Source organism: Cellulomonas sp. H30R-01, assembly GCF_010119915.1.
Lineage (GTDB): Bacteria > Actinomycetota > Actinomycetes > Actinomycetales > Cellulomonadaceae > Cellulomonas > Cellulomonas algicola.
In genome coordinates this window covers 2,561,395-2,583,555 of record NZ_CP048210.1, presented here as the reverse complement: position 1 = coordinate 2,583,555, position 22,161 = coordinate 2,561,395, and the positions used below count along the sequence as shown (strand labels likewise).

The 22,161-nt window shown below is 75.0% G+C and carries 19 protein-coding genes, 1 tRNA gene and 1 pseudogene; 13 read left to right on the top strand and 8 right to left on the bottom strand.

The genetic code is table 11. The annotated features are described in order from the left end of the window. The first annotated feature begins 26 nt into the window (after nucleotides 1-26). The 3 genes from GXP71_RS11535 to GXP71_RS11525 are packed head-to-tail and all read left to right on the top strand — an operon-like array spanning nucleotide 27 to nucleotide 4,238. Nucleotides 27-1,802 (top strand): sugar MFS transporter, encoded by a 1,776-nt coding sequence (locus GXP71_RS11535; protein ID WP_238402381.1) that lies wholly within the window; start codon nucleotides 27-29, stop codon nucleotides 1,800-1,802. 23 nt (nucleotides 1,803-1,825) lie between these two features. Next, entirely contained in the window at nucleotides 1,826-3,121 is a 1,296-nt protein-coding gene (locus tag GXP71_RS11530) for an MFS transporter (protein WP_162352758.1), read from the top strand. A 10-nt stretch (nucleotides 3,122-3,131) separates the two neighbouring features. Next, on the top strand, nucleotides 3,132-4,238 hold the full coding sequence (locus GXP71_RS11525) for a UDP-N-acetylmuramate dehydrogenase (protein ID WP_238402380.1): 1,107 nt from the start codon (nucleotides 3,132-3,134) through the stop codon (nucleotides 4,236-4,238). 241 nt (nucleotides 4,239-4,479) lie between these two features. On the opposite strand, the pseudogene GXP71_RS11520 reads toward GXP71_RS11525, so the two are convergent. From GXP71_RS11520 to GXP71_RS11505, 4 genes and pseudogenes are all read right to left on the bottom strand, one after another. Next, nucleotides 4,480-5,490 (bottom strand): annotated as a pseudogene (locus GXP71_RS11520) (adenosine deaminase); the annotation flags it as partial. Between the two features lie 103 nt (nucleotides 5,491-5,593). Next, complete coding sequence (locus tag GXP71_RS11515; RefSeq protein WP_162352757.1) at nucleotides 5,594-6,277, bottom strand: response regulator transcription factor; 684 nt, start codon at nucleotides 6,275-6,277, stop codon at nucleotides 5,594-5,596. After that, nucleotides 6,277-7,809, bottom strand: coding sequence for a cell wall metabolism sensor histidine kinase WalK (locus GXP71_RS11510; RefSeq protein ID WP_162352756.1), 1,533 nt, complete (start codon nucleotides 7,807-7,809; stop codon nucleotides 6,277-6,279). Before GXP71_RS11510 ends, GXP71_RS11515 begins: the two co-directional genes overlap by 1 nt. 173 nt (nucleotides 7,810-7,982) lie before the next feature. Then, nucleotides 7,983-9,203: a pyridoxal phosphate-dependent aminotransferase gene (locus tag GXP71_RS11505; protein WP_162352755.1), complete on the bottom strand. Its 1,221-nt coding sequence runs from the start codon at nucleotides 9,201-9,203 to the stop codon at nucleotides 7,983-7,985. A 234-nt stretch (nucleotides 9,204-9,437) separates the two neighbouring features. On the opposite strand from GXP71_RS11505, the gene GXP71_RS11500 reads away from it, so the two are divergent. The 5 genes from GXP71_RS11500 to rplA all read left to right on the top strand — a co-directional run bounded on the left by GXP71_RS11500 (nucleotide 9,438) and on the right by rplA (nucleotide 12,259). Then, nucleotides 9,438-9,510 (top strand) — tRNA-Trp (locus GXP71_RS11500). Nucleotides 9,511-9,633: 123 nt separating this feature from the next. Next, nucleotides 9,634-9,915, top strand: a complete 282-nt coding sequence (secE, locus tag GXP71_RS11495) for a preprotein translocase subunit SecE (RefSeq protein WP_124344592.1) — start codon at nucleotides 9,634-9,636, stop codon at nucleotides 9,913-9,915. A gap of 86 nt (nucleotides 9,916-10,001) precedes the next feature. Then, on the top strand, nucleotides 10,002-10,799 hold the full coding sequence (nusG, locus tag GXP71_RS11490) for a transcription termination/antitermination protein NusG (protein WP_162352754.1): 798 nt from the start codon (nucleotides 10,002-10,004) through the stop codon (nucleotides 10,797-10,799). Nucleotides 10,800-10,889: 90 nt separating this feature from the next. Continuing rightward, on the top strand, nucleotides 10,890-11,321 hold the full coding sequence (gene rplK / locus GXP71_RS11485) for a 50S ribosomal protein L11 (protein WP_124344590.1): 432 nt from the start codon (nucleotides 10,890-10,892) through the stop codon (nucleotides 11,319-11,321). A 218-nt stretch (nucleotides 11,322-11,539) separates the two neighbouring features. Then, complete coding sequence (gene rplA, locus GXP71_RS11480; RefSeq protein ID WP_162352753.1) at nucleotides 11,540-12,259, top strand: 50S ribosomal protein L1; 720 nt, start codon at nucleotides 11,540-11,542, stop codon at nucleotides 12,257-12,259. Between the two features lie 258 nt (nucleotides 12,260-12,517). On the opposite strand, the gene GXP71_RS11475 is transcribed toward rplA, so the two are convergent. Then, nucleotides 12,518-13,477: a hypothetical protein gene (locus GXP71_RS11475; RefSeq protein ID WP_162352752.1), complete on the bottom strand. Its 960-nt coding sequence runs from the start codon at nucleotides 13,475-13,477 to the stop codon at nucleotides 12,518-12,520. Between the two features lie 34 nt (nucleotides 13,478-13,511). Further along, a complete protein-coding gene (locus GXP71_RS11470; protein ID WP_162352751.1) occupies nucleotides 13,512-15,419 on the bottom strand; it encodes a peptidase S32 in 1,908 nt (635 codons plus the stop codon). A gap of 358 nt (nucleotides 15,420-15,777) precedes the next feature. On the opposite strand from GXP71_RS11470, the gene GXP71_RS11465 reads away from it, so the two are divergent. The 5 genes from GXP71_RS11465 (at nucleotide 15,778) to rplL (ending at nucleotide 20,790) form a co-directional block, all read left to right on the top strand. Beyond that, entirely contained in the window at nucleotides 15,778-16,404 is a 627-nt protein-coding gene (locus GXP71_RS11465) for an RNA polymerase sigma factor (protein WP_238402379.1), read from the top strand. Continuing rightward, entirely contained in the window at nucleotides 16,401-16,904 is a 504-nt protein-coding gene (locus tag GXP71_RS11460) for a carboxypeptidase regulatory-like domain-containing protein (protein ID WP_162352749.1), read from the top strand. Before GXP71_RS11465 ends, GXP71_RS11460 begins: the two co-directional genes overlap by 4 nt. An 8-nt stretch (nucleotides 16,905-16,912) precedes the next feature. Beyond that, entirely contained in the window at nucleotides 16,913-19,522 is a 2,610-nt protein-coding gene (locus GXP71_RS11455; protein ID WP_162352748.1) for a CHAT domain-containing protein, read from the top strand. Nucleotides 19,523-19,779: 257 nt separating this feature from the next. Then, nucleotides 19,780-20,310, top strand: a complete 531-nt coding sequence (gene rplJ, locus GXP71_RS11450) for a 50S ribosomal protein L10 (protein ID WP_124342753.1) — start codon at nucleotides 19,780-19,782, stop codon at nucleotides 20,308-20,310. Nucleotides 20,311-20,397: 87 nt separating this feature from the next. Further along, nucleotides 20,398-20,790, top strand: coding sequence for a 50S ribosomal protein L7/L12 (gene rplL / locus GXP71_RS11445; RefSeq protein WP_162352747.1), 393 nt, complete (start codon nucleotides 20,398-20,400; stop codon nucleotides 20,788-20,790). A 126-nt stretch (nucleotides 20,791-20,916) separates the two neighbouring features. On the opposite strand, the gene GXP71_RS11440 is transcribed toward rplL, so the two are convergent. After that, nucleotides 20,917-21,546 (bottom strand): hypothetical protein, encoded by a 630-nt coding sequence (locus GXP71_RS11440; RefSeq protein WP_162352746.1) that lies wholly within the window; start codon nucleotides 21,544-21,546, stop codon nucleotides 20,917-20,919. After that, nucleotides 21,543-21,950, bottom strand: a complete 408-nt coding sequence (locus GXP71_RS11435) for a DUF4383 domain-containing protein (protein ID WP_162352745.1) — start codon at nucleotides 21,948-21,950, stop codon at nucleotides 21,543-21,545. The genes GXP71_RS11440 and GXP71_RS11435 overlap by 4 nt, the downstream gene beginning before the upstream one ends. Nucleotides 21,951-22,161: the final 211 nt, after the last annotated feature.

The window sequence follows — 22,161 nt, the reverse complement described above, 5'->3', positions numbered from 1 at the left end:
GCCCGACCCGCGCCCGGAGCCCCACCGTGTCCCACCCCGCCCCCGCCGGGCAGCCCCGCTCGTCCGCGCCGTCCGCGCCGCCCGCCACCCCGTCGCCCGGTGCGGACGCGACACCGCCGCACCACGTCCCGGACGCACGCCGGCTGTCCCGCGCCCGCTGGCTCCTCATGGGCCTGTTCGCGCTCACCGGGGTCACGTTCTCGAGCTGGCTCGCGCGCATCCCCGCGGTCCGCGACGCGCTCGACCTGTCCACGGCCGAGCTCGGCGGGATGCTGCTGGTCGGGTCCCTCGGCGCGCTCGTGACCGTCACAGCGGCGGGCATCGTCGTGCAGCGCTTCGGCAGCCGGGTCGGGATCGTCGCGTCGACCGTCGCGCTCTCCGTCGGGTACGTGCTCATGGGTGTCGGCCCCGCGGTGGGCTCGGTCGCCGTCCTCGCCGTCGGCATCTTCCTCAACGGCGTCGCGGTCGCGCTCGGCAACGTCCCGCTCAACGTCGAGTCGGGGCGCGTCGAGCGTGCCATGGGCCGGACTGTCATCCCGCAGTTCCACGCCGCGTTCTCGATCGGCGCCGTCACCGGGTCCGGCCTGGGCGCCGCAGCCGCCGCGCTCGACGTGCCCGTGGTCGTGCAGTTCTCCGCGGTCGCCGCGCTCGCGGTGGTCTGGCGGCTCGCGTCGCTGCGCGGCGTCGTGCTCGACGACGCCCCCGGGGACCGTCGGCGCCCGCAGCCCGTCGTCGCGACCGTGGACGCCGAGGCGCGCGACGGCGCGCCGAGGCCGGCCGTCGTGGCCGTCGCACCCGCCGGGCGTCGCCGCCGCATCGCCACCGCGCTCGACTCCTGGCGCGAGCCGCGCACGCTGCTCATCGGCGTCGTCATCATGGCCGCCGCACTCTCCGAGGGGTCGGCCAACGACTGGCTGTCGCTCGCCGTCGTCGACGGGTTCGACCGCAGCGAGGCCGTCGGCGGCGCGATGCTCGGCGTGTTCGTCGGCGCCATGACCGTCGTGCGGCTGCTCGGCACCCGCCTCATCGACTCGTTCGGTCGCGTCGCCGTCCTGCGCGTGTCGGGCGTCGTCTCGCTCGGCGGGCTGCTGCTGTTCGGCCTCGCCCCGACCCTCGAGCTCGCCGCCGTCGGCATCGTCGGCTGGGGCTTCGGCGCCGCGCTCGCGGTCCCGGTCGGCATCGCGGCGGCGTCCGACGACCCGCTGCGGTCCGCCGGCCGCGTCGCCGTCGTCTCGTCGTTCGCCTCCGTCGCGTCGCTCGCGGCGCCGCCGCTGCTCGGACTCGCCGCCGAGTCGATGGGCGCGCGGCACGCGCTGCTGCTCATCGGCGTCGCGATGGTCGCGAGCGTCCTGCTCGCGGCCCGCGTCGCGCCCGAGAAGACCGCGTCGGCGGCCGCCGGGCCGGCTGCTCGACGAGCTCGTGTCGCGGGCGCCGCGGTCGAGCCCGGGGCAGCCCGGCCGGTCGCTCCCACCCGCGGCGTCCTCCTCCGTGACGGTGACGTCCGCGAGCAGGCCCCCAGCCCGGAGCGCGGCCTCCTCGCCGACGCCGACCCGGACCCGCTCGCCGCCCTCGCCGCGCACGCCGACCCCGACCCGCTCGCCGCCCTCGCCGCGCACGCCGACCTCCCGCCGGAGCGGGCCGAGCAGCCCGCGCTCGCGCTCCCGCACGCGCGCCGGCGGCACCGCGTCCGCGCGCACGCCGTCCGTGCGCGCGCCGCGGTCCGCGCGGGCGCCACCACCCTTCGCGTGCGCGCCACCGGTCGCGCACGTGCCACCACGAGCAGGAACGGGCACGATCGATGACGGCACCGCGCACCGGAGGAACGATGTCCGACACCCCGACCCAGCCCGACCTGCGCACCCGGCGCGCGTCGCTGGCGGTCATGGCCGTCTTCGTGCTCAACGGCTTCAACTTCGCGACGTGGGCGTCGCGCCTGCCCGCGATCCGCGACGGGCTGGACTTCTCGCCCGAGAAGATGGGCCTGCTGCTGCTCGTCGGTGCGGTCGGCTCGCTCGTGGCCCTGCCGCTGTCGGGCATGGTCGTCGAGCGGCTCGGTGCGCGCCGCACGGTGCTCGGCTTCGCGATCCTCAACGGCCTCGGGCTGACGATCGCGGCGCTCGGCGTCGCGGCCGGACAGGTCCCGGTCGTCGTCGTCGGCATGGTGCTGTACGGCGTCGGCACGGGCGTGTGGGACGCCGCGATGAACCTCGAGGGGGCCGCGGTCGAGCAGGAGCTCGGCCGCACCGTCATGCCGCGGTACCACGCCGGGTTCTCGTTCGGGACGGTCGGCGCGGCGGGCGTCTCCGCGCTCGCGGCGCTGCTGCACGTGCCCGTCGCGGTGCACGTGCCGATCGCGGTCACCGCGTCGGTCGTCGTCGTCGCGTTCGCCGTCCGCGCGTTCCTGCCTGCCGGCTCCGAGCACCCGCACGCCGTCACGGACGACTCCCCCCCGCGCGGCGCCCGCGGTGCGCTCGCGGCGTGGCTCGAGCCGCGCACGCTGCTCATCGGCCTCGTCGTGCTCGCCGCCGCGCTCACCGAGGGCTCCGCGAACGACTGGGTCAGCCTCGCGGTCGTCGACGGCTTCGACACGTCGCACGCGCTCGGCGCGCTCGCCTTCGGCGTCTTCGTGGGCGCCATGACGAGCATGCGCTGGTTCGGCACCGCGCTGCTCGACCGGTACGGGCGCGTCGTCGTGCTGCGGCTGTGCGCGGTGCTGGCGATCGTCGGGTTGCTCACGTTCGCCCTGGCCGGCCAGCTGTGGCTCGCCCTGGTCGGGGTCGTCGCGTGGGGCGCCGGTGCCGCGCTCGGGTTCCCCGTCGGCATGAGCGCCGCGTCCGACGACCCGCTGCGCGCCGCCCCCCGCGTGAGCGTGGTGTCGACCATCGGCTACAGCGCGTTCCTCGCCGGTCCGCCGCTGCTCGGCCTGCTCGCGCAGCACGTCGGCTACCGGAACGCGCTGCTCGTCATCCTCGTCCCCGTCGTCCTCGGTCTCCTCGTCGTCAACGCGGCTGCGCCGCTCGTGCGCCCGTCGACGGACGAGCCCGTCGAGGCCGACGTCCCCGGTGGCCCCGCCGAGCCCGTCGAGCCCGCTGACGCGAAGCGTCCCGACGCCGCGGTCTAGCCTGGGCGGCGTGCAGCACGTGACGACCCCGACGACGACCCCCGCCCTCGCCGACCTCACGACCCTCCGGGTCGGGGGACCGGCCGCGCGCTACATCGAGACGACGACCGAGGCGGAGCTCGTCGACGTCGTGCGTGCGGCGGACGACGCCGGCGAGCCGCTCCTCGTCGTCGGCGGCGGCTCCAACCTGCTCGTCGCCGACGCGGGTTTCGAGGGCGTCGTCGTGCGCGACGTGCGGACGGGCATCGACGTGCCCGACCACTCCGCGTGCGCGGGCGTGACGTACACCGTCCCCGCGGGCACGCCGTGGGACGAGGTCGTCGAGCACGCCGTCACGCACCGGCTCGTCGGCCTCGAGGCCCTGTCCGGCATCCCCGGCTCGACCGGTGCGACGCCCGTGCAGAACGTCGGCGCGTACGGCCAGGAGGTGTCCGAGACCATCGCGACCGTGCGCGTCTGGGACCGCGGACGCGGCAAGGTCCGCACGCTCCCGCTCGTCGACCTGCGCTTCGGCTACCGCACATCGCTGCTCAAGCGCTCGATGCGGCCGACCGCGGCGGACCCCGAGGACCCGCGCGCACCGTGGGGGCCGACCCCGCGGTACGTCGTCCTCGACGTGACCTTCCAGCTGCGCCAGGGCACGCTCGCCCAGGCCGTCCGCTACCCGGAGCTCGCGCGCACGCTCGGCGTCGCCGTGGGGGAGCGCGCACCGATCCTCGACGTGCGGGCCGCCGTGCTCGAGCTGCGCGGACGCAAGGGGATGGTCCTCGACGCGACCGACCACGACACGTGGAGCGCCGGGTCGTTCTTCACGAACCCGATCCTCGACTCCGCCGCGGCCGCCGCGCTGCCCGCCGACGCGCCGCGCTTCCCCGCCGGCGACGGTGCGACGAAGACGAGCGCGGCCTGGCTCATCGAGCACGCCGGGTTCGGGCGCGGCCACTCCGGGCCGGGCGCCGCGGCGCTGTCCGGCAAGCACACGCTCGCGCTCACCAACCGTGGTGGTGCGACGGCGGACGAGCTCGTCGCGCTGGCCCGCGACATCCGCGACGGCGTGCGCACCGCGTTCGGCGTCGAGCTCGAGCCCGAGCCCGTGCTGGTGGGCGTCAGCCTCTGACGTCGACGGGTGCGCCCGCGGCGTCCGCCGACCCGTCGGCCCGGGCGGCACCGTCCGCCGACCCGTCGGCCCGGGCGGCACCGTCCGCCGACCCGGTGGCCCGGGCGGCACCGTCCGCCCACCCGGTGGCCCGCGCGGCACCGTCCACCGACGCGCCCGCCCGGCCGGCGCCGTCCCTTGCACCGGCCTGCCGCTCGGAGCGCGCCGACGCGCTCCCACCCGCGCGCTCGCCGTCGTCGCCCGCGAGCCACCCGTCGACGCCCGCGAGCAGCCGGCCGCGCACGCTCTCCGAGGCGCGGCTCGCCAGGATCGACGACCGCGCGAGCGCCGCGAGCTCCTCGTCCGAGAACCCGTGCACGTCCCGCGCCGCCTCGTACTGCGCGACCAGGCGCGACCGGAACAGCAGCGGGTCGTCCGCCCCGAGCGCGACCCGCGCACCGGCCGCGACGAGCGTGCGCAGGGGCACGTCACGGTCCGCGCCGTAGACGCCGAGCGACACGTTCGACGCCGGGCACACCTCGAGCGCGACACCCTCGTCGACGACCCGGTCGAGCACCCGCGGGTCCTCGGCGCTGCGGACGCCGTGACCGAGCCGGTCGGGGCGCAGGGCGTCGAGCACCTCCTCGACGTGCGCGGGGCCGAGCAGCTCGCCGCCGTGCGGCACCGCCGCGAGCCCCGCGCGGCGCGCGATCGCGAACGCGGGCCCGAACGCCCCGGTGTCGCCGCGCCGCTCGTCGTTCGACAGCCCGAACCCGACGACCTCGCCCGGACCGTCCCCCGCGTGCCGGGCGGCCAGCCGGGCGAGCGTGCGCGCGTCGAGCGGATGACGCATCCGCGACGCCGCGACGACGACGCCCACGTCGACCCCGGACGCCGCACCCGCGCGGCGCGCCTCGTCCAGCACGATCTCCAGCGCGGGCGTCAGGCCGCCGACGAACGGCGCGTACGACGTGGGGTCGACCTGGATCTCCAGACGTCCGGACCCCTCGGCGGCGTCGTCCTCGACGGCCTCGGCGACGATCCGGCGCATGTCGTCCTCGCTGCGGACGCACGCGCGCGCCGCGTCGTAGAGCCGCTGGAAACGGAACCAGCCGCGCTCGTCGGCGGGCACGTGCAGCGGGTCGGCGTCGAGCAGGACGGCCGGCAGCCGGATCCCGTGCCGGTCGGCCAGGTCCGCGAGCGTGGCGGGCCGCATCGAGCCCGTGAAGTGCAGGTGCAGGTGCGCCTTCGGCAGGAGGGCCAGGTCACGCATCGGCACAGTGTGCCAGCCGCGGCCGGGGGCGTCCGCCCGACCCACGACGCGCGGTCGCCCCAGCGGCCGCACGCCCACGGACGGTCGCCGCGGGCGCGACCGCTCAGCCGACGGCGGTCACGTCGACGAGCCGGTAGCCGACGCCGCGCACGGTGTCGAAGTGCTCGGCGCCCACCTTGCGGCGCAGGTACCGCACGTACACGTCGACCACGTTCGACCCCGGGTCGAAGTCGTAGCCCCACACGTCGGACAGCAGGCGCTCGCGCGTGAGCACGTCACCCGGGTTGCGCAGGAACGTCTCGGCGAGCGCGAACTCCCGCGCGGACAGCTCGACCTCCTGGTCCCGCACGCGGATCCGCCGCGTCCGCAGGTCGAGCTGCAGCGGCCCGTGGGACAGCACCGTGACGTCGCCGGACGGCTGCGGCTGCTGCTGGCGCAGGCGCAGCCGCACCCGGGCGAGGAGCTCCTCGAACCGGAACGGCTTCGCCATGTAGTCGTCGGCGCCCGACTCGAGCCCCGTGACGGTGTCCGTCACCGACGAGCGCGCGGTGAGCACGATGACGGGCAGCGTGAGCCCGGCCTCACGCAGCCGGCGCAGGACCTGGAACCCGTCGAGGTCCGGCAGGCCGAGGTCGAGGATGACGAGGTCGACCCCTCCTGCGCGGACGCGGGTCAGCGCGGCGTCGCCGGTCGTCACGGCGGTGGCCTCGTACCCGGCCGTGCGCAGGCCCTTGGCGACGAAGGCGGCGATCCGCTCCTCGTCCTCGGCGATGAGGATGTGCGTCATCAGTGGTGCTCCGCGAGGTCGGCGATGCGGTCGGGGACGGTCGTCTCGCCGTCGACGAGGTCGACGGCGGGAAGGTCGAGGACGAAGACGGCACCGCGGCTCCCGCGCTCGGGCGGGCGCTCGACGACGACGGTGCCGTGGTGGGCCTGCGCGATGGCAGCGACGATCGGCAGGCCGAGGCCCGCGCCGTTCTGGGACCGGTCCGCCTGGCCGCGGTGGAAGCGCTCGAAGATCCGGCGCTCCTCCGACGCGGGCACGCCCGGACCTTCGTCGCGCACCCAGAGCATGAGCCGGTCGCCCACGACCTCGGAGCCCATCCAGACGGTCGACGCCGGTGGAGAGAAGCGGTAGGCGTTCGCGAGCAGCTGGAGCCACGCCTGCGTGATGCGCTGCTCGTCGAGGCTGACGGTGACGTCCGCGCGCGACGTGACGACCCACCGGCGGTCGCCGAGCCCGCGTGCCTTCTCGTGCACGTCGTCGGTCAGCCGTCCGACGTCGGTCGGGGCGAGGCGCACGAAGTCGGGACGCTCGGCGGTGGCCAGGATCATGAGGTCGTCGACGAGGCGGTGCATGCGGTCGAGCTCGTCGAGCGCGAGCGACTGCGTCGTGCGGACGTCCTCCGGGTCGTCGGGGTCGAGCAGCTCGAGGTGCCCGCGCACGATGGTCAGCGGCGTCCGCAGCTCGTGCCCGACGTCGTCGAGCAGCTCGCGCTGCGAGCCGAAGGCGCGCTCGAGCCGGTCGAGCATCGCGTTGACGGTGTGCGCCAGGTCGCCCAGGTCGTCGTTGCTGCTGACGTTGATGCGCTCCGACAGGTCGGACTCGGTGACGCGCCGCGCGGTGTCCCGCAGCAGCCGCAGCGGGTGCAGCAGGCGTCCGACGACGAACCACGCGACGACCGAGATCCCGAGCAGCGCGACGATGCCGACGGCCGAGTACGTGAGGAACGTCGTCTGCAGCGTGCGCATCTCGGCGCTGCGGTCGAACGCGACGACGAACAGCCCGAGCGCGGGGTCGCGGTCGACGCGCACCGGCGCCGCCATGAGGCGGTACTCGGTCACGCTCGTGCGGACGGTCTGCACCGTGGGCCTGCTGGTCGAGAGCGACAGCCGGCTGAGGTGGTCGATGAGCTCGGTGTCGGTGTCGAGGTGGATCGCGTTCGTCTCGCGCGCGGCGGTCCACTTCAGCCGACCTGACAGCAGCGTGATGACGCCCTCGTTCTTGCCGGGCACGCGGTTGCGCACGGCGACGGCCAGGACGTCGCTGACCGTCTCGAACGGTTGGTCGGTGCTGGGGTTCGGCTTCTTCTCGACCACGCGCAGCGCGGTGAGCGCACGGGCGAGGGAGTTGTCGATCCGCGCGTCGGTCTCGCGCGACTGCAGCCAGAACGCCGTGGCGCCGGCGACGAGCACGGTCAGGGCGGAGAGCACGATGACGGCGGTGAGGATGCGGACCCGGACGGTGAGGTGCGCAGCGGTGAGCGGCGCAGGCGCGGGAGCGCTCCCGCGCGCGCTGCGTGGCTCGTCCGGACGCATGGCGGACAGTATGGACCGCGGCACCGACGGCGCGCAGTCCCAGATCAGCCGCGTCACGAGCACGGGGGACGGCCCGCGAGCGGGCGTCCTCCCACCGTCAGCGGCGCGTCACCCGTGCCGTCCGGGCCGCCGACGTCCGGCGCGGCCGGGCTGCGCGAGCCCGGCCGCCGCGGTCACTCGGCTTCGCCGAGCAGCCGCTGGATGCGCGACACGCCCTCGACGAGGTCGGCGTCGGCGAGCGCGTACGACAGCCGCAGGAACCCGCTGGGGCCGAACGCCTCGCCCGGCACGACCGCGACCTCGACCTCGTCGAGGATCAGGCTCGCGAGCTCGGCCGACGTGCGCGGCGTGACGCCCCGGATGGTCCGGCCCAGCAGACCCTCGACCGACGGGTACGCGTAGAACGCGCCTTGCGGCGCGGGCACCTCGACGCCGTCGATCGCGCCGAGCATCTCGACGATGGTCCGGCGGCGGCGGTCGAACGCGGAGCGCATCTCCTCGACCGCGGCGAGGTCGCCCGTGAGCGCGGTGATCGCGGCCCGCTGCGACACGTTCGCGACGTTCGACGTGAGGTGCGACTGCAGGTTCGTCGCGGCGGCGATGACGTCGCGCGGGCCGATCATCCAGCCGACGCGCCAGCCGGTCATCGCGTACGTCTTGGCGACGCCGTTGAGCACGATGCTCGTGTCCGCGAGCTCCGGCACGACGCGCACGATCGGCGTGAACACCGCGTGGTCGTAGGTGAGGTGCTCGTAGATCTCGTCGGTGACGACCCAGATGCCGTGCTCGAGCGCCCAGCGCCCGATCTCGGCGGTCTGCTCGGGTGAGTAGACGGCGCCCGTCGGGTTGGACGGCGAGTTGAACAGCAGGATCTTGGTGCGCGGCGTGCGCGCGGCCTCGAGCTGCTCGACGGTGACGAGGTAGCCCTGGTCGACGCCGGCGAACACCTCGACGGGCACGCCACCAGCGAGGCGGATCGCCTCCGGGTAGGTCGTCCAGTAGGGCGCGGGGAGGAGGACCTCGTCGCCCGGGTCGAGCAGCGCCGCGAACGCCTGGAAGACGGCCTGCTTGCCACCGTTCGTGACGAGCACGTCGGCCGGGCTCACCTCGTAGCCGGAGTCGCGCAGCGTCTTCGCGGCGATCGCCTCACGCAGCGCGGGGAGGCCCGCGGCGGGCGTGTACCGGTGGTTCGCCGGGTCCTGCGCGGCGGCGACGGCGGCGTCGACGATGTACGCGGGGGTCGGGAAGTCCGGCTCGCCCGCGCCGAACCCGACGACGGGCCGGCCGGCGGCCTTGAGCGCCTTGGCCTTGGCGTCGACCGCGAGGGTCGCGGACTCGGCGATGGCGGCGACCCGGGCGGACACGCGGGCGCGGGGGGTGGTCTGCTCGCTCACGGGCCCCATAGTGGCAGAGGTCACGCGACGGCGGCCCGGCCTTCCGACCCGTGGCGCGCGCCCGTGGCGAGCGTCGTGCGGCGTGCCGCGCGGGCCCCCGCGGACGTGGTTCGACCCACGGGGTCGCGTCGCGTACAGTGGACCCCCGGCGGTTGACCTTCGCCATGATGAGCCGCGCCCTCGCGTGTTCCGCACGCGGGGAGCGACAGTGTCATGGGGTGGCCCGGCCGCCGTAGGGCAGTGGCGCAATTGGTAGCGCAGCGGTCTCCAAAACCGCAGGTTGCAGGTTCGAGTCCTGTCTGCCCTGCGCGCATGTCCGGCTCCCGGCCGGGCATGAGCAGGATCGCCGGACGGTCCGGCGCGTCGCGTCAGCCGTCCCACCGCCGGGCCGCACGGTCCCGGTGGCCACCACGAGACACAGGGGCCAGACGTGAGCGAAACCGCACCGGCCGCGGCGTCCGACGCCGGGGGCCCGGCGACCGCCCGCGAGCCCAAGTCCGTCAAGGGCGAGAAGAAGCGCGGGCTGTTCGCCCGCATCGCGCTCTTCTGGCGCCAGGTGGTCGCCGAGCTCAAGAAGGTCGTCCGGCCGACGCGCTCCGACCTCATCACGTACACGACGGTCGTCCTCGTGTTCGTGGCGGTCGTGATGGCGTTCGTGACGGTCGTCGACCTCGGGATCGGCCGTCTGACGTTCTGGGTGTTCGGGGGCTGAGCCCTCGCGGCCGCACCGGCCGGCCCACGGTGGCGAGGAGTCTCGCCACCCGCACGCACCCCATGCGGGAGAAAGCAGGTTCGCACGTGTCGCAGGAGTCGCAGGAGCCCACCGGCGCCGAGACGGAGCTCGAGGACGCCCTGGCGTCGGTCGAGGCGGTCGAGGGCGCCGCGGGCGACGAGCTCGCTCCGGCCGACGACGCGTCGACCGACGAGGTCGCCGAGGTCGAGGACGAGGGCGCCGAGGTCGAGGAGTCGGCCGACGACGCCGAGCCCGACCCCGACGAGGACCCCGTCGCCGCCTTCAAGTCGCAGCTGCGCAGCCAGCCGGGTGACTGGTACGTCATCCACTCGTACGCGGGCTACGAGAACCGCGTGAAGGCGAACCTCGAGAACCGCACGCAGAGCCTCAACATGGAGGACTTCATCTACCAGGTGGAGGTCCCCATGGAGGAGGTCGTCGAGATCAAGAACGCGCAGCGCAAGGTCGTCAAGCGCGTCCGGATCCCCGGCTACGTCCTCGTCCGCATGGAGATGACCGACGAGTCGTGGGGCGCCGTCCGGCACACCCCGGGCGTCACGTCGTTCGTGGGCCACACCCACCAGCCGGTGCCGCTGACGCTCGACGAGGTCTTCTCGATGCTCGCGCCGTCGCTGACGCCGAAGGCCCCCGCCACGGCGGCCGCGGCCACCAAGAGCACCTCGCAGATCCAGGTCGACTTCACGGTCGGCGAGTCGGTCACCGTCACGGACGGGCCGTTCGACACGCTGCCGGCGACGATCTCCGAGATCAACGCCGAGAACCAGAAGCTCAAGGTGCTCGTCTCGATCTTCGGCCGGGAGACCCCGGTCGAGCTGTCGTTCAGCCAGGTCGCCAAGATCTGACGCTGACGCTGCCGCCCCGCACCGTGGGGCGGCACTGCAACCGGGTCATCGCCCACGGCGTCGGCCCACGAACCAGAGAGGGACGGCTTCATGCCCCCCAAGAAGAAGGTCACCGGCCTCATCAAGCTCCAGATCAACGCCGGTGCGGCGACGCCCGCCCCGCCGATCGGCCCCGCGCTCGGTCAGCACGGCGTGAACATCATGGAGTTCTGCAAGGCCTACAACGCGGCGACCGAGTCGCAGCGCGGCAACGTCATCCCCGTCGAGATCACGGTGTACGAGGACCGCTCGTTCACCTTCATCACGAAGACGCCGCCGGCCGCCGAGCTCATCAAGAAGGCCGCCGGGGTCGCCAAGGGCTCCCCGACGCCGCACACCGTGAAGGTCGCGACCCTCACGTCGGCCCAGGTCCGCGAGATCGCGAGCACCAAGCTCGAGGACCTCAACGCGAACGACCTCGAGGCCGCCGAGAAGATCATCGCCGGCACGGCCCGCTCGATGGGCATCAAGGTCGAGGGCTGACCGGAGCGAACGCGCAGGTACGGCTCGCGCAGCGGGACGTGCCGGAGCGTGAGCGCAGGTCGGACCGAGCGTGAGCTCGAGGGCTGACGTCCTCACCCCGCCGGTCGGCGTCCGCGCCGACCGGCACCACGCGGCACGAGACCTCGTGACGTGACGAAGTTCAGTGGCAGGGCCCTGTGCGGCCCGATGGACCACGACTGCTGAGAAGAGAGAAGCAGATGGCAAAGCACAGCAAGGCGTACCGCAACGCCGCCGAGAAGATCGAGGCCGGCAAGGTCTACAGCCCGCTCGAGGCGGTCCGCCTCGCGCAGAGCACGTCGACCACCAAGTACGACGCGACCGTCGAGGTCGTCTTCCGCCTCGGTGTGGACCCCCGCAAGGCCGACCAGATGGTCCGCGGCACGGTCAACCTCCCGCACGGCACGGGCAAGACGGCGCGCGTCCTGGTCTTCGCGACCGGTGAGCGTGCCGAGCAGGCCCGCGCGGCCGGCGCCGACGAGGTCGGTGGCGACGAGCTGATCGAGAAGGTGGCCGCCGGCTACACCGACTTCGACTCCGCCGTCGCGACGCCGGACCTCATGGGCAAGGTCGGTCGTCTGGGCAAGGTGCTGGGCCCCCGCGGTCTCATGCCGAACCCGAAGACCGGCACCGTGACGATGGACGTGGCCAAGGCCGTGTCCGACATCAAGGGCGGCAAGATCGAGTTCCGCGTGGACCGTCACGCGAACCTGCACTTCATCATCGGCAAGACGTCGTTCTCCGACGTCAACCTGGTGGAGAACTACGCGGCGGCGCTCGAGGAGATCCTGCGTCTCAAGCCGTCCGCCTCGAAGGGCCGCTACATCACGAAGGCGACCATCTCGACGACGAACGGCCCCGGGATCCTGCTCGACCAGAACAAGACCCGGAACCTGACGGTCGAGGACGACGCCGCCTGAGGCTCGTCCCCGCGCACGAACGGCGAAGGCCCGGTCCCCCCTGCGGATCGGGCCTTCGCCGTTCTCGTCCCGCCGGTCCTGCCCCGGCTCGCCTCCGCCGGACACGGACACGGACAGCGGTGCACGTCCGGCCGTCCTGCGCCCGGTAGGCGCGGCTGCTCGCCCGACCGTGCTGCGTCCCGTGCCTCCCGGACGTCTCCCGTGCCTCGACACGCGGTGCGCGCGGCCTGACGCGCGTGGCTCGCGGTCGCGGGCGGGTCAGGAGCGGCGCCCGGCCACCGCGGTCGTGCGGGTGCGCCCGACCAGCTCGAGCGGTCGCGACCACAGGCCCGACAACCACGCCCGCTCGTCCTCGCTCGGGTCACGGTCCAGCGTGAGGTGGGCCGTCCACTCGACGGCAGAGGCGAGCGTCCGGGCGACGGCCGTCGCGCGGTCCGGCAGCGCGTCGCCGCCGAGCTCGCGGTACTGACCGGCGAACGTGGCGACGGGGTCGAGCTGCCACGCGGGATCGAGAGCCGGACCGAGCGCGAGCGCGAGCCAGTCGAGCGCCGTCGCGACGTCCCACCGCGGGTCGCCGCAGCCGCTGCGGCCCGTGCGCGCGGGTGCCAGCGGACCCTCGGGCGTGTCCCGCGCGGTGCCGAGCAGCACCGCGCGCACGGCCCCGCGGGTGCGGGTCACGACGACCTCGTCGCCGGTCGGGTCGCCGTGCACCCACTGCACCGGCAGCCATGCGCGTCGGGTCTCCTCGACGGCGCGGCGGATCCCGGGGTGTGCTCGGACCGCCCAAACGGGGCCCGTGTCCCCGGGCAGGACGTCCAGCCAGTCGGGCAGCGGCTCGGTCAGCACCCAGGGCAGCTCGGCGACGGGCGTCGTCGGGGTCAGCGGCGTGCGGTGCAGGCGGACCAGCGCCGCCGCCCACGCCGCGAGCAGCTCGCGCAGGTCGACCCGCAGCGACGGCAGGGGTCCGTGCGCCTGCATCTGCTCGGTCAGGTCCTCGAGCTCGCGGACGAGCGAGCGAGCTCCCGTGCCGGGCGCGTCGACGGGCGCGGGAGCGGTCGCGTGCCGCCCCGTGGTCCCGTGCCGGGGCTCGTCGGGCTCGGGGCCGAGCCCCACGACCTCGGGAGACCGCCCGGCGGCGGCGTGCCGGCCCGCGGACGGCCGCAGCGCGATGACGCGTGCCGTCGGCTGACGGTCGACTCCTTCTGCCAGGACGCTCATGTCGGGCGGTCTCCTCGTGGTCTCGGCCGGGTCGTCAGCGGGTGCGGCCGCGGACGATCGCGGTGACGTAGCCCGCCCAGAACGCCTCACGCTGCCGGCGCGCGGCCTCCGCGCGGACCCGGGCGAGCGTGAGCGCGGCGCGCTGCGGGCCGTGGAGCCGGGCGTAGGCCTGCGCGAGCGCCTCGGTGAACGGTTCCGTGAAGGGCTCCGTGAACGGCTCGGTGAAGGGCTCGGTGAACGGGTTCGCGGTGAGCGCCTCGGTGAAGGGCTCCGTGAAGGGCTCGGTGAACGGTTCGGTGAAGGGCTCGGTGAACGGTTCGGTGAAGGGCTCGGTGAACGGGTTCGCGGTGAGCGACTCGGTGAAGGGCTCCGTGAACGGCTCCGTGAAGGGCTCCGTGAAGGGTTCCGTGAACGGCTCGGTGAACGGGTTGGCCGTGAGCGCCTCGGTGAAGGGCTCGGTGAACGGTTCGGTGAAGGGCTCGGTGAACGGGTTCGCGGTGAGCGCCTCGGTGAAGGGCTCCGTGAACGGCTCCGTGAACGGCTCGGTGAACGGGTTCGCCGTGAGCGCCTCGGTGAAGGGCTCGGTGAACGGTTCGGTGAAGGGCTCGGTGAACGGCTGGGCCGCCGCACCGAGCCGGTGCTCACGCACCTCGCCCGCGGTGCCCGGCGCACGCCCGGCCGCGCTCGACGGCTGGCCTGCCGGCGACCCCGTCGGCGCGTCGGACGCGGCGCCACCGGGCGCTCCCGAGGCGGCACCGTCCGAGCCCGGCCGGGCGCCGTCCGGCGACTGCGGACCGGCGGCGCGGCGCCGCCGCGGACGCCGGTAGGCGGCGGACACGGGCGGGAACAGGCCACCCGTCGCGCGCTGCTGCGCGGCCCGCAGCTGGGCGGCCCGACGCGCGAGTGCCGCCTGACGGGCGCGCGCGGCGCGGACGGACGCGGGTGTCGCGACGTCGACGCCGAGCGTCGACAGGACGGCGGCGATCGGGTTGGCGACGGAGAAGGAGCCGTCGCCCTCGCCGGCCCACAGCAGCCCGACGACCTTCCCGTCCTCGTCGACGAGCACGGACCCGGAGTCGCCGCCCGCGGAGAACGACGGCTCTCCCTCGGCGGGCTCGACACGGATCTGGTCCCGCAGGGTGCGCCAGCCGATGCCGGGGCCGAAGTCGACGGACGTCGTGAAGTCGGTGGACACGACACGCCCGGTCCGCAGGCCGGTCGTGCGGCCGTGCTTGCGGACGACGGAGCCGTCGACGGCCGCGGCGGAGCCGGTGACCGCGCCGATGCCGACGACGCCGGGCACCCACGCGGCACCGGGCGCGATCGCGACGACGGCAGCGTCGATGCGGTCGGTGAGGGTGCCGCGGACGAGCAGGCCGAACTGGTCGCCGCGCGAGGCGCCGTCGGCGAGCGCGGGCTGCACCCAGCGGCTCCCGACGTCCTCGAGCCCGTCGCCGGCGGCGACGTGCCAGTTCGTGAGCGCGAGCGCGCGGCCGGTGTGCCGTTCGACGACGACGACGCCGAGGGTGCCGTTGACGGACCGCAGCTCGGCGGAGGTCGCGCTCTGGATGGTCACAGGGTCGACGGGGCCGATGCTGATGCCGCCCGCGAGCGGCCGCACGCGGCCGCGCATGAGGGTCGTCACGTCGTCGACGGCCGGGGCCTCGTGGTGCAGGACGACGCGGTGCTCGACGACGTCGGTGGGGACGCCGTCGATGGCGGCGGGGATCCGCTGGTCGTCGTCGAGGTCGGCGGCGTCGAGCTTGCGGGCGACGTGGACGACGATGGCCTGCCGTCCGGTGGGCCGGCCGTCGGACCACTTCTCGCCGATGTCGACGCCGACGACGCCCGGTCGGGCGATGAGCGAGTCCTCGTGGGTGCGCTTCGTCGGGCGGATCTGCTCCCGGCTGAGGGGCTCGGGCGCGCTGTCCTGCTCGGTCATGTCGTGCGTCTCCTCGGTTCGAAGTCCACGGTCCCGGCCCGCTCCGGCGCCGTCGCCGCGGGGGCGGACCGGACGGCGTGAGCTCGGGCGGGTGCTGGCGAGGAGCGCCCGCGGCCTGCCCAGATACACGTCCGGGGAAGAAATCTTGGTGCACGTGTATCTGGTGGCGGGAGCCCCGCTCCTGAGGGTCGACCCCGGCACGGGGGGACGGGCGCTCGCAGGCGCGCGGGACGGGAGCGCACCCGGTCCGCGGCGGAGCCGGTCGGCTGTCCGTGTCGTCCTTGTCGGGGTTGTCCGGGCCGCCCTACTGTGTCAGGGGCGCGGCCGCCCGACGAGGCCAGCCTGTGAGGGGTCCATGATGAGTGACGACCTGGTGGAGCCGGTGGATGCCGCGCTCCGCGAGGGAGAAGGGCTGGCCGACCAGGCCGCCCGGGCCGTGGTCGCGTACCGCGACGGCGACAGGGCGCCGCTCGCGGCGCTCGTGCACGTGATGACGCCGCTGCTGTGGCACACGGTCCGCGCCCAGGGCGTGGACGCGGAGCAGGCGCAGGACATCGTGCAGAACGTCTGGCTGACCCTCGTGCGTGACATCGAGTCGATCCGCGACCCGCGGGCGACGTTGCAGTGGATGCTCGTCACCGCGAAGCGGGCGGCGTGGCGTGCGGTGCGGCGGACCCGCGAGGACCTCGTGCGGCACGAGCACGACGAGCACGTGACCGACTGGTTGTCGGCACCCGCCGACGACCGGCCGGACACCGTCGCAGTGCGCTCCGAGCGTGACCGGGTGCTCTGGGAGCACGTCGGCACGCTGCCGGACCGCTGCCGCCGGCTCCTGGGGCTGGTCGCACTGGTCGACCGGCCGGACTACACGGTGGTGTCCCGGGCGCTCGGGATGCCGGTCGGGAGCATCGGTCCGACCCGCGGCCGCTGTCTCGCGAAGCTCCGCCTCGCCCTCTCCAACGACCCCGCCTGGAGCATGTCATGAGCACCGACGAGAGCACCCTCGCCCTGGTCGCCGCGGGTTCGCTGGACGTGGCCGACGTCGAGATCCTGCAGCAGCTCGCGTCGCTGGTCGCCGTGTCCGACCCGGTCCCGGCGGGCCTGGTCGACCGCATCGGCATGGCCCTGACGATCGAGGCGTTGCACGCCGAGCTCGCGGAGCTGCACCTGGTCGGCGAGCCGGCGCTCGCGGTCCGTGCGGACGAGACGAGCATCGAGGCCGGCACGATCACGTTCACGACGGACGTGCTCACGGTGATGATCTCCGTGCGCCCGGAGGCGGACCGCGTGCGGGTCGACGGCTGGGCGGCACCGGCGAGCGAGCTCTCGGTGGAGCTGCACCAGTCCGGTGACGTGACGACGGTGACGTCCGACGCGGACGGCCGCTTCTCGTTCTCCGACGTCGAGCGCGGTCCCGCGCGGCTCGTCCTGCGGCGACCGGAGGAGCCGCAGGTGCCGATCGTGACCCCGCAGATCGAGCTCTAAGGCACCGAATGTCGGACCCGGGCGGCCCGGCGGCCGCCGGGCCGCGCACCGTCGACGTCCTCGCCGAGGCGCTGGTGCGCGCCGAGACCGAGAACGCCGAGGGTCGTCCGACGCGTGCCCGCCGACGCCTGCGCCCGCTGCTGCACGACCTGGAGGCCCTGCCGGGGTCGCCGGACGTCGTGCGGCTGCGGGCGCGCGCGCTCGTCGAGCTCGCGAAGGCGGACTTCGAGACGCGCGGCGCCCCGGGTCCGGCGCTCGACGAGCTCGACGCGATGCTCGTCGAGCACGAGCGGGACCCGTCGCGCGGCTGGGCGGGCCTGGTGCCGGCGGTCGCGGGTCTGCGGGGGCTGCTCGCGCTGCGGGCGGGCCGCCAGCACGAGGCGCTGCACTGGCTCGACGAGGCGGTCGCGTCGATCGACGACGCCGACCCGATCGACGCGTGCCGCGTGCTCCTCAACCGTGGGGTCCTGCACTCGGACATGCACCACGTGTCGTTGTCGCGGGCGGACTACGCGGAGTGCGCGCGTCGCTCGCGTCGTGCGGGCTTCGAGCTGCTGACGTTCAAGGCGGAGCACAACCTCGGCTACCTGGACTTCGTCGCCGGGAACCTGCCGGACGCGCTCGCGCGGATGGAGGCGGCGGCCCGGATCCTGCCGGGTCCGCCCCGGCCGACGGCGCTGCTGGACCGGGCGCGTGTGCTCCTCGAGGCGGGGCTGGTCGGCGTGGCGGACCAGGCGCTCGCGGAGGCGGCGGCGTCGTTCGAGCAGCACCGCCGGGTGCGCGACGTGGCGGAGTGCGAGCTGGGCCGGGCCGAGTGCGCGCTGCTGCGGGGTGACGTCGCGGCGGCCCGGCGGTTCGCGGCGTCGGCGGAGCGGCGGTTCCGTCGGCGACGCGAGGACGCGTGGGTCGTGCGCGCGGCGCTGCTCGGGCTGCAGGTCGACGCGGTCGCGTACGCGCAGGCACCGGCCGACGCGGGCACGCGGACGCTGTGGGCGGGTCTGTCGCGCCGGGCGGGCCGGCTGGAGGCGATGTGCCGGGCGTCGGGCCGCACGGCGTGGGAGGTCGGCGCGGCGTACGTGCGGATCGAGGCGGACCTGGCGCGCGGCGCGCTCGACGACCCGGAGGCGCTGCTCGAGCAGCTCGGCACGGTGCGGGGGAGCGACCCGATCTCGGTCCGGCTGCACGGCCGCTGGATCCGCGCGAAGCTCGCGCAGGCGGCGGGGGACCGGGCGCGGGCGGCGCGGTTCGTGCACGCGGGGCAGCGTGACCTCGCGCTGCACCGGTCCCGGTTCGGGTCGCTCGACCTGCGGACCGCGGGCGCGGTGCACGGACGGGCGCTCGCGTCGCTCGACGTCGAGCTCGCGCTGTCGACGGGGCGTGCGACGGCGCTGCTGGACGCGGCGGAGCGGATCCGCGCGGTGATCGGCGGGACGCCGCGGGTCAACCCGCCGAGCGACCCGGAGTCGGCGGCGCTGCTGTCGCAGCTCCGGCGGCTCATCGACGACAGCCGCGGCGTCATCGGCCGCGCGAGCGCGGACCCGCAGCGGGCGCGCGCGTTCCGGGAGGCGCAGCGCCTCAAGCACGAGATCCTCGCGCGCTCGTGGCACGAGCGGGGCGAGGCGGGCGACGAGCGTCCGGGGCGCGCGTCGGAGGTGCGGCGCCTGGTCGCCCAGCGTCCCGGCAGCACGCTCGTGGACATCGGCGTGCACCGGGGCGAGCTGCTCGCCGTCGCGGTGACGGCGCAGCGCACCGAGCTGCACCGCCTCGGTCCGGCGGCGGAGCTGTCCGAGCTGGTGCGCCGCGTGCACGCGGACCTCGAGGTCACGGCGAACCCGCTGGTCCCGGCCGAGCTGCGGGAGGTCGCGCAGCGGGCGCTGCGGCACGGTCTCGCGGCGATCGAGGCACGGCTCGTGCCGCTGCTGGGGGCTCCCGACGAGCTCGTCGTGGTCGCGACCGGCTGGCTCGCCGCGCTGCCGTGGTCGATGCTCGCGGCGCGCGCCGGCCTGCCGACGGTCGTCGCCCCCTCGGTGCACCACTGGATCCGCTACACGGGGACGGTCGGCGCGATGCCGGGTCGTGTGACCGCCGCGGCGGGTCCGGGCCTGCGGCACGCCGACGACGAGGTGCGCGAGGTCGCGGCCCTCTGGCCCGACGGCGAGGCGGTGGTCGGCGCCGACGCGACGGTCGCGCGCATGATCGCGCTGCTCGGGTCGCCGGGCGTCGTGCACCTGGCCGCGCACGGCCGGCACGAGCCCGACAACCCGCTGTTCTCGTCGGTCCGCCTCGCCGACGGCCCGCTCTTCGCGCACGAGCTCGACGCGGGTGCGCAGACACCGGACCTCGTGGTGCTGTCGAGCTGCGAGGTCGGCCGCGCGTCGGTGCGGGCGGGCGGTGAGGCGCTCGGCATGGCGAGCGTCCTGCTGCGTCGCGGGGTCGGCTGCGTGGTGGCGGCGATCGCCCCGCTGCCGGACGAGACGGCGATGCGCGTGATGACGCGGACCCACGTGCTGCTGCGCGAGGGGGCTCCGGTGGCGCGTGCGGTCGCCACCGCGGTCGCGGAGGACGCCGACCGCACGGGGACGGTCGCGCCGCTCATGTGCTTCGGTGCCCCGGTCTGACCGTCCCGGCGTGGTGCGGCGCACGCGATTTGGGTGGCGCGGGGACCGTGTCGTACGCTTGTCGGGCCCAAGACCGCCGGTCGTCGGCGCCACGTTCCGTGGCCTCGACCGAAGTCCCGCAGCAGCGGAGGCCAGCGCAGGTGAGAGTTCCCCGACGGACCGGCCCCGCCGCGTCCTGACGCCGAGCCCCGCGCCTGCGCGGGGCTCTTTCGTTTCTCGGGGTGCAGACCGGTGGCACCACCATCGGAAGGATTGCCATGGCGAGGCCGGACAAGGCAGCCGCTGTCGCAGAGCTCACGGACCGGTTCCGTGAGTCCAACGCGGCCGTGCTGACCGAGTACCGCGGGCTCACCGTCGCGCAGCTCAAGCGGCTGCGCAAGGCGCTCGGCGGTAACGCAACCTACGCCGTGGTGAAGAACACGCTGACCGCGATCGCGGCCAAGGAAGCCGGCCTGACGGGCCTCGACGACGCGCTCAAGGGCCCGTCGGCGATCGCCTTCGTCACCGGCGACCCGGTCGAGGCCGCGAAGGGTCTGCGTGACTTCGCCAAGGCGAACCCCGCGCTGGTCATCAAGGGCGGTGTCCTCGACGGACGCGCCCTGACCGCCGCGGAGGTCACCAAGCTCGCGGACCTCGAGTCCCGCGAGGTGCTCCTGGCCAAGGCGGCCGGTGCGATGAAGGCCAAGCTCTACCAGGCTGCCTACGTCTTCACCGCGAACACCGCCCAGGCCGCCCGTGTCATCGATGCCCTGCGCCAGAAGCAGGAGTCGGAAGGCGCGGCCGCCTGACCCTCGCGGTCACGCGTCGCGCACACCCCCACATCTGCTTCGGCAGCCGGCACGGCTGACCGGGCACCCGACGAAAGGAACGCCATCATGGCGAAGCTCAGCACCGACGAGCTCATCGAGCAGTTCAAGGGCCTCACGCTGATCGAGCTCTCCGAGTTCGTGAAGGCCTTCGAGGACGTCTTCGAGGTCACCGCCGCCGCCCCCGTCGCCGTCGCCGCGGCCCCCGCCGCCGGTGGCGCGGGCGCCGAGGCCGAGGCCGAGGAGGAGAAGGACTCGTTCGACGTCGTCCTCGAGGCGGCCGGCGACAAGAAGATCCAGGTCATCAAGGAGGTGCGCGCCCTCACGTCCCTCGGTCTCAAGGAGGCCAAGGACCTGGTGGACGAGGCCCCCAAGGCCGTCCTGGAGGGTGTCAACAAGGAGGCCGCCGAGAAGGCGAAGGCGCAGCTCGAGGGCGCCGGCGCCACGGTCACCCTCAAGTGATCTGACTCCGGCCCGGTCCCTGCGACCGGACGCCGGAGGCGCACTGCACGACGAAGGCCGCACCCCGTGAGGGGTGCGGCCTTCGTCGTCCCCGGCGCGGCGCGACCGGGGAGCCGGGGGAGCGCCTCAGGGGTGGCCCGCGTGCCCGCCGAGGCCCGGCAGGCCGGGGAGGCCGTGCGAGCCGTGCGGCTGCGCGTGCGCGCCGGCGTCGGTCGCGGCGAGCGCCGGGACCGTGACGGCCGCGACGAGCCCGGCGCCGACGACGAGCGCGACGAGCTGCACGAGCGCGCCCGCGGGCGCCCGCCGGCGCGCACCTCCGTCGCGGGCGAGCCGCAGCCCGCCCGCGACGAGCAGCGCCGCGCCGACCTGCAGCCCGGCGACCGCGACGTCGGCGTGCCCGAGCGGCTCGCCCGTCGCCGGCTGGACCACGAGCCAGCCCGCACCGCCGACGAGCAGCACCGCCAGCGCGGCACGCGGCAGCGGCACGGGCCCGCGCAGGGCCGCGCACGCCCAGACGAGCTGCGCGAGGCCGAGCACGACGGCCGCGACCGCGACGACGGGTGCGTGGCCCATGTGCTCGGCGCCCAGCGCGACGAGGACCAGCCCGGCGCCGAGCGTCGCGTCGGCGGCCCCGACGCGCAGCACGACCGCGGCGGGGGACTCGACCGCCACCCGGTCCGGGGCGTGCGCGCCCGCGACGCGCCCCAGCCCCCCGGCAGCGGGCCGGGCGGCGAGGGCGGCGGACGCGGTCGTCATGCGGTCGCCCGCGCCGAGGCGGTGCGGTCGGCGCCGAGACCGACGCCGAGCAGCAGGACCGCGCTCGCGAAGTGCAGCACGTTGTCGGCGCCATTGAGGGCGAGGATGTTCGCGCCGCTGCCGACGAGGAACAGGCCGAGGACGCCGACGAGCAGGTAGACGGCGCCGACGCCGGTGTTGGCGGCGCGGGACGCGGCGACCGAGGAGCGTGCCGCGAAGAACAGCACGGCGCCGATGAGCAGGTGGACGATGTTGTGCAGCGGGTTGACCTCGAAGAGGATCAGCGGCTCGCCCTCGGTCGACGCGAAGCCGACGCCCGACGTCACGAAGAAGCCGGCGACGCCGACGAGCAGGTAGACGGCTCCGAAGACCGTCCCGACGATGCGGTTGGGGGACTGCGACATGGCTGCCTCGTTCCCGGGGCGCGTGGCCCCGCCCGGGCGGTCCCGCGGGACCGCGTGCGATGTGGTGCGAGGGGGGTTCGCAGCCGACGGCGCGCCGGATGGGTCGAGGGATGCCGGGGGCGGTCGGGTACAGGGCGGGTGGTCGTACGCCCGCTCTCACCTGCTCCGCTTTCGCGGTCAGGGTGACGTGTGCCACCATGTGCCGCGACGA

Excerpts from the sequence above, each read along its gene's own strand:
- GXP71_RS11530 (WP_162352758.1), top strand. The coding sequence starts at position 1,826 with ATGTCCGACACCCCGACCCAGCCCGACCTGCGCACCCGGCGCGCGTCG.
- GXP71_RS11515 (WP_162352757.1), bottom strand. The coding sequence starts at position 6,277 with ATGACGCACATCCTCATCGCCGAGGACGAGGAGCGGATCGCCGCCTTC.
- GXP71_RS11510 (WP_162352756.1), bottom strand. The coding sequence starts at position 7,809 with ATGCGTCCGGACGAGCCACGCAGCGCGCGCGGGAGCGCTCCCGCGCCT.
- rplK (WP_124344590.1), top strand. The coding sequence starts at position 10,890 with ATGCCCCCCAAGAAGAAGGTCACCGGCCTCATCAAGCTCCAGATCAAC.
- rplA (WP_162352753.1), top strand. The coding sequence starts at position 11,540 with ATGGCAAAGCACAGCAAGGCGTACCGCAACGCCGCCGAGAAGATCGAG.
- GXP71_RS11475 (WP_162352752.1), bottom strand. The coding sequence starts at position 13,477 with ATGAGCGTCCTGGCAGAAGGAGTCGACCGTCAGCCGACGGCACGCGTC.
- GXP71_RS11470 (WP_162352751.1), bottom strand. The coding sequence starts at position 15,419 with ATGACCGAGCAGGACAGCGCGCCCGAGCCCCTCAGCCGGGAGCAGATC.
- GXP71_RS11465 (WP_238402379.1), top strand. The coding sequence starts at position 15,778 with ATGAGTGACGACCTGGTGGAGCCGGTGGATGCCGCGCTCCGCGAGGGA.
- GXP71_RS11460 (WP_162352749.1), top strand. The coding sequence starts at position 16,401 with ATGAGCACCGACGAGAGCACCCTCGCCCTGGTCGCCGCGGGTTCGCTG.
- GXP71_RS11455 (WP_162352748.1), top strand. The coding sequence starts at position 16,913 with ATGTCGGACCCGGGCGGCCCGGCGGCCGCCGGGCCGCGCACCGTCGAC.
- rplJ (WP_124342753.1), top strand. The coding sequence starts at position 19,780 with ATGGCGAGGCCGGACAAGGCAGCCGCTGTCGCAGAGCTCACGGACCGG.
- rplL (WP_162352747.1), top strand. The coding sequence starts at position 20,398 with ATGGCGAAGCTCAGCACCGACGAGCTCATCGAGCAGTTCAAGGGCCTC.
- GXP71_RS11440 (WP_162352746.1), bottom strand. The coding sequence starts at position 21,546 with ATGACGACCGCGTCCGCCGCCCTCGCCGCCCGGCCCGCTGCCGGGGGG.
- GXP71_RS11435 (WP_162352745.1), bottom strand. The coding sequence starts at position 21,950 with ATGTCGCAGTCCCCCAACCGCATCGTCGGGACGGTCTTCGGAGCCGTC.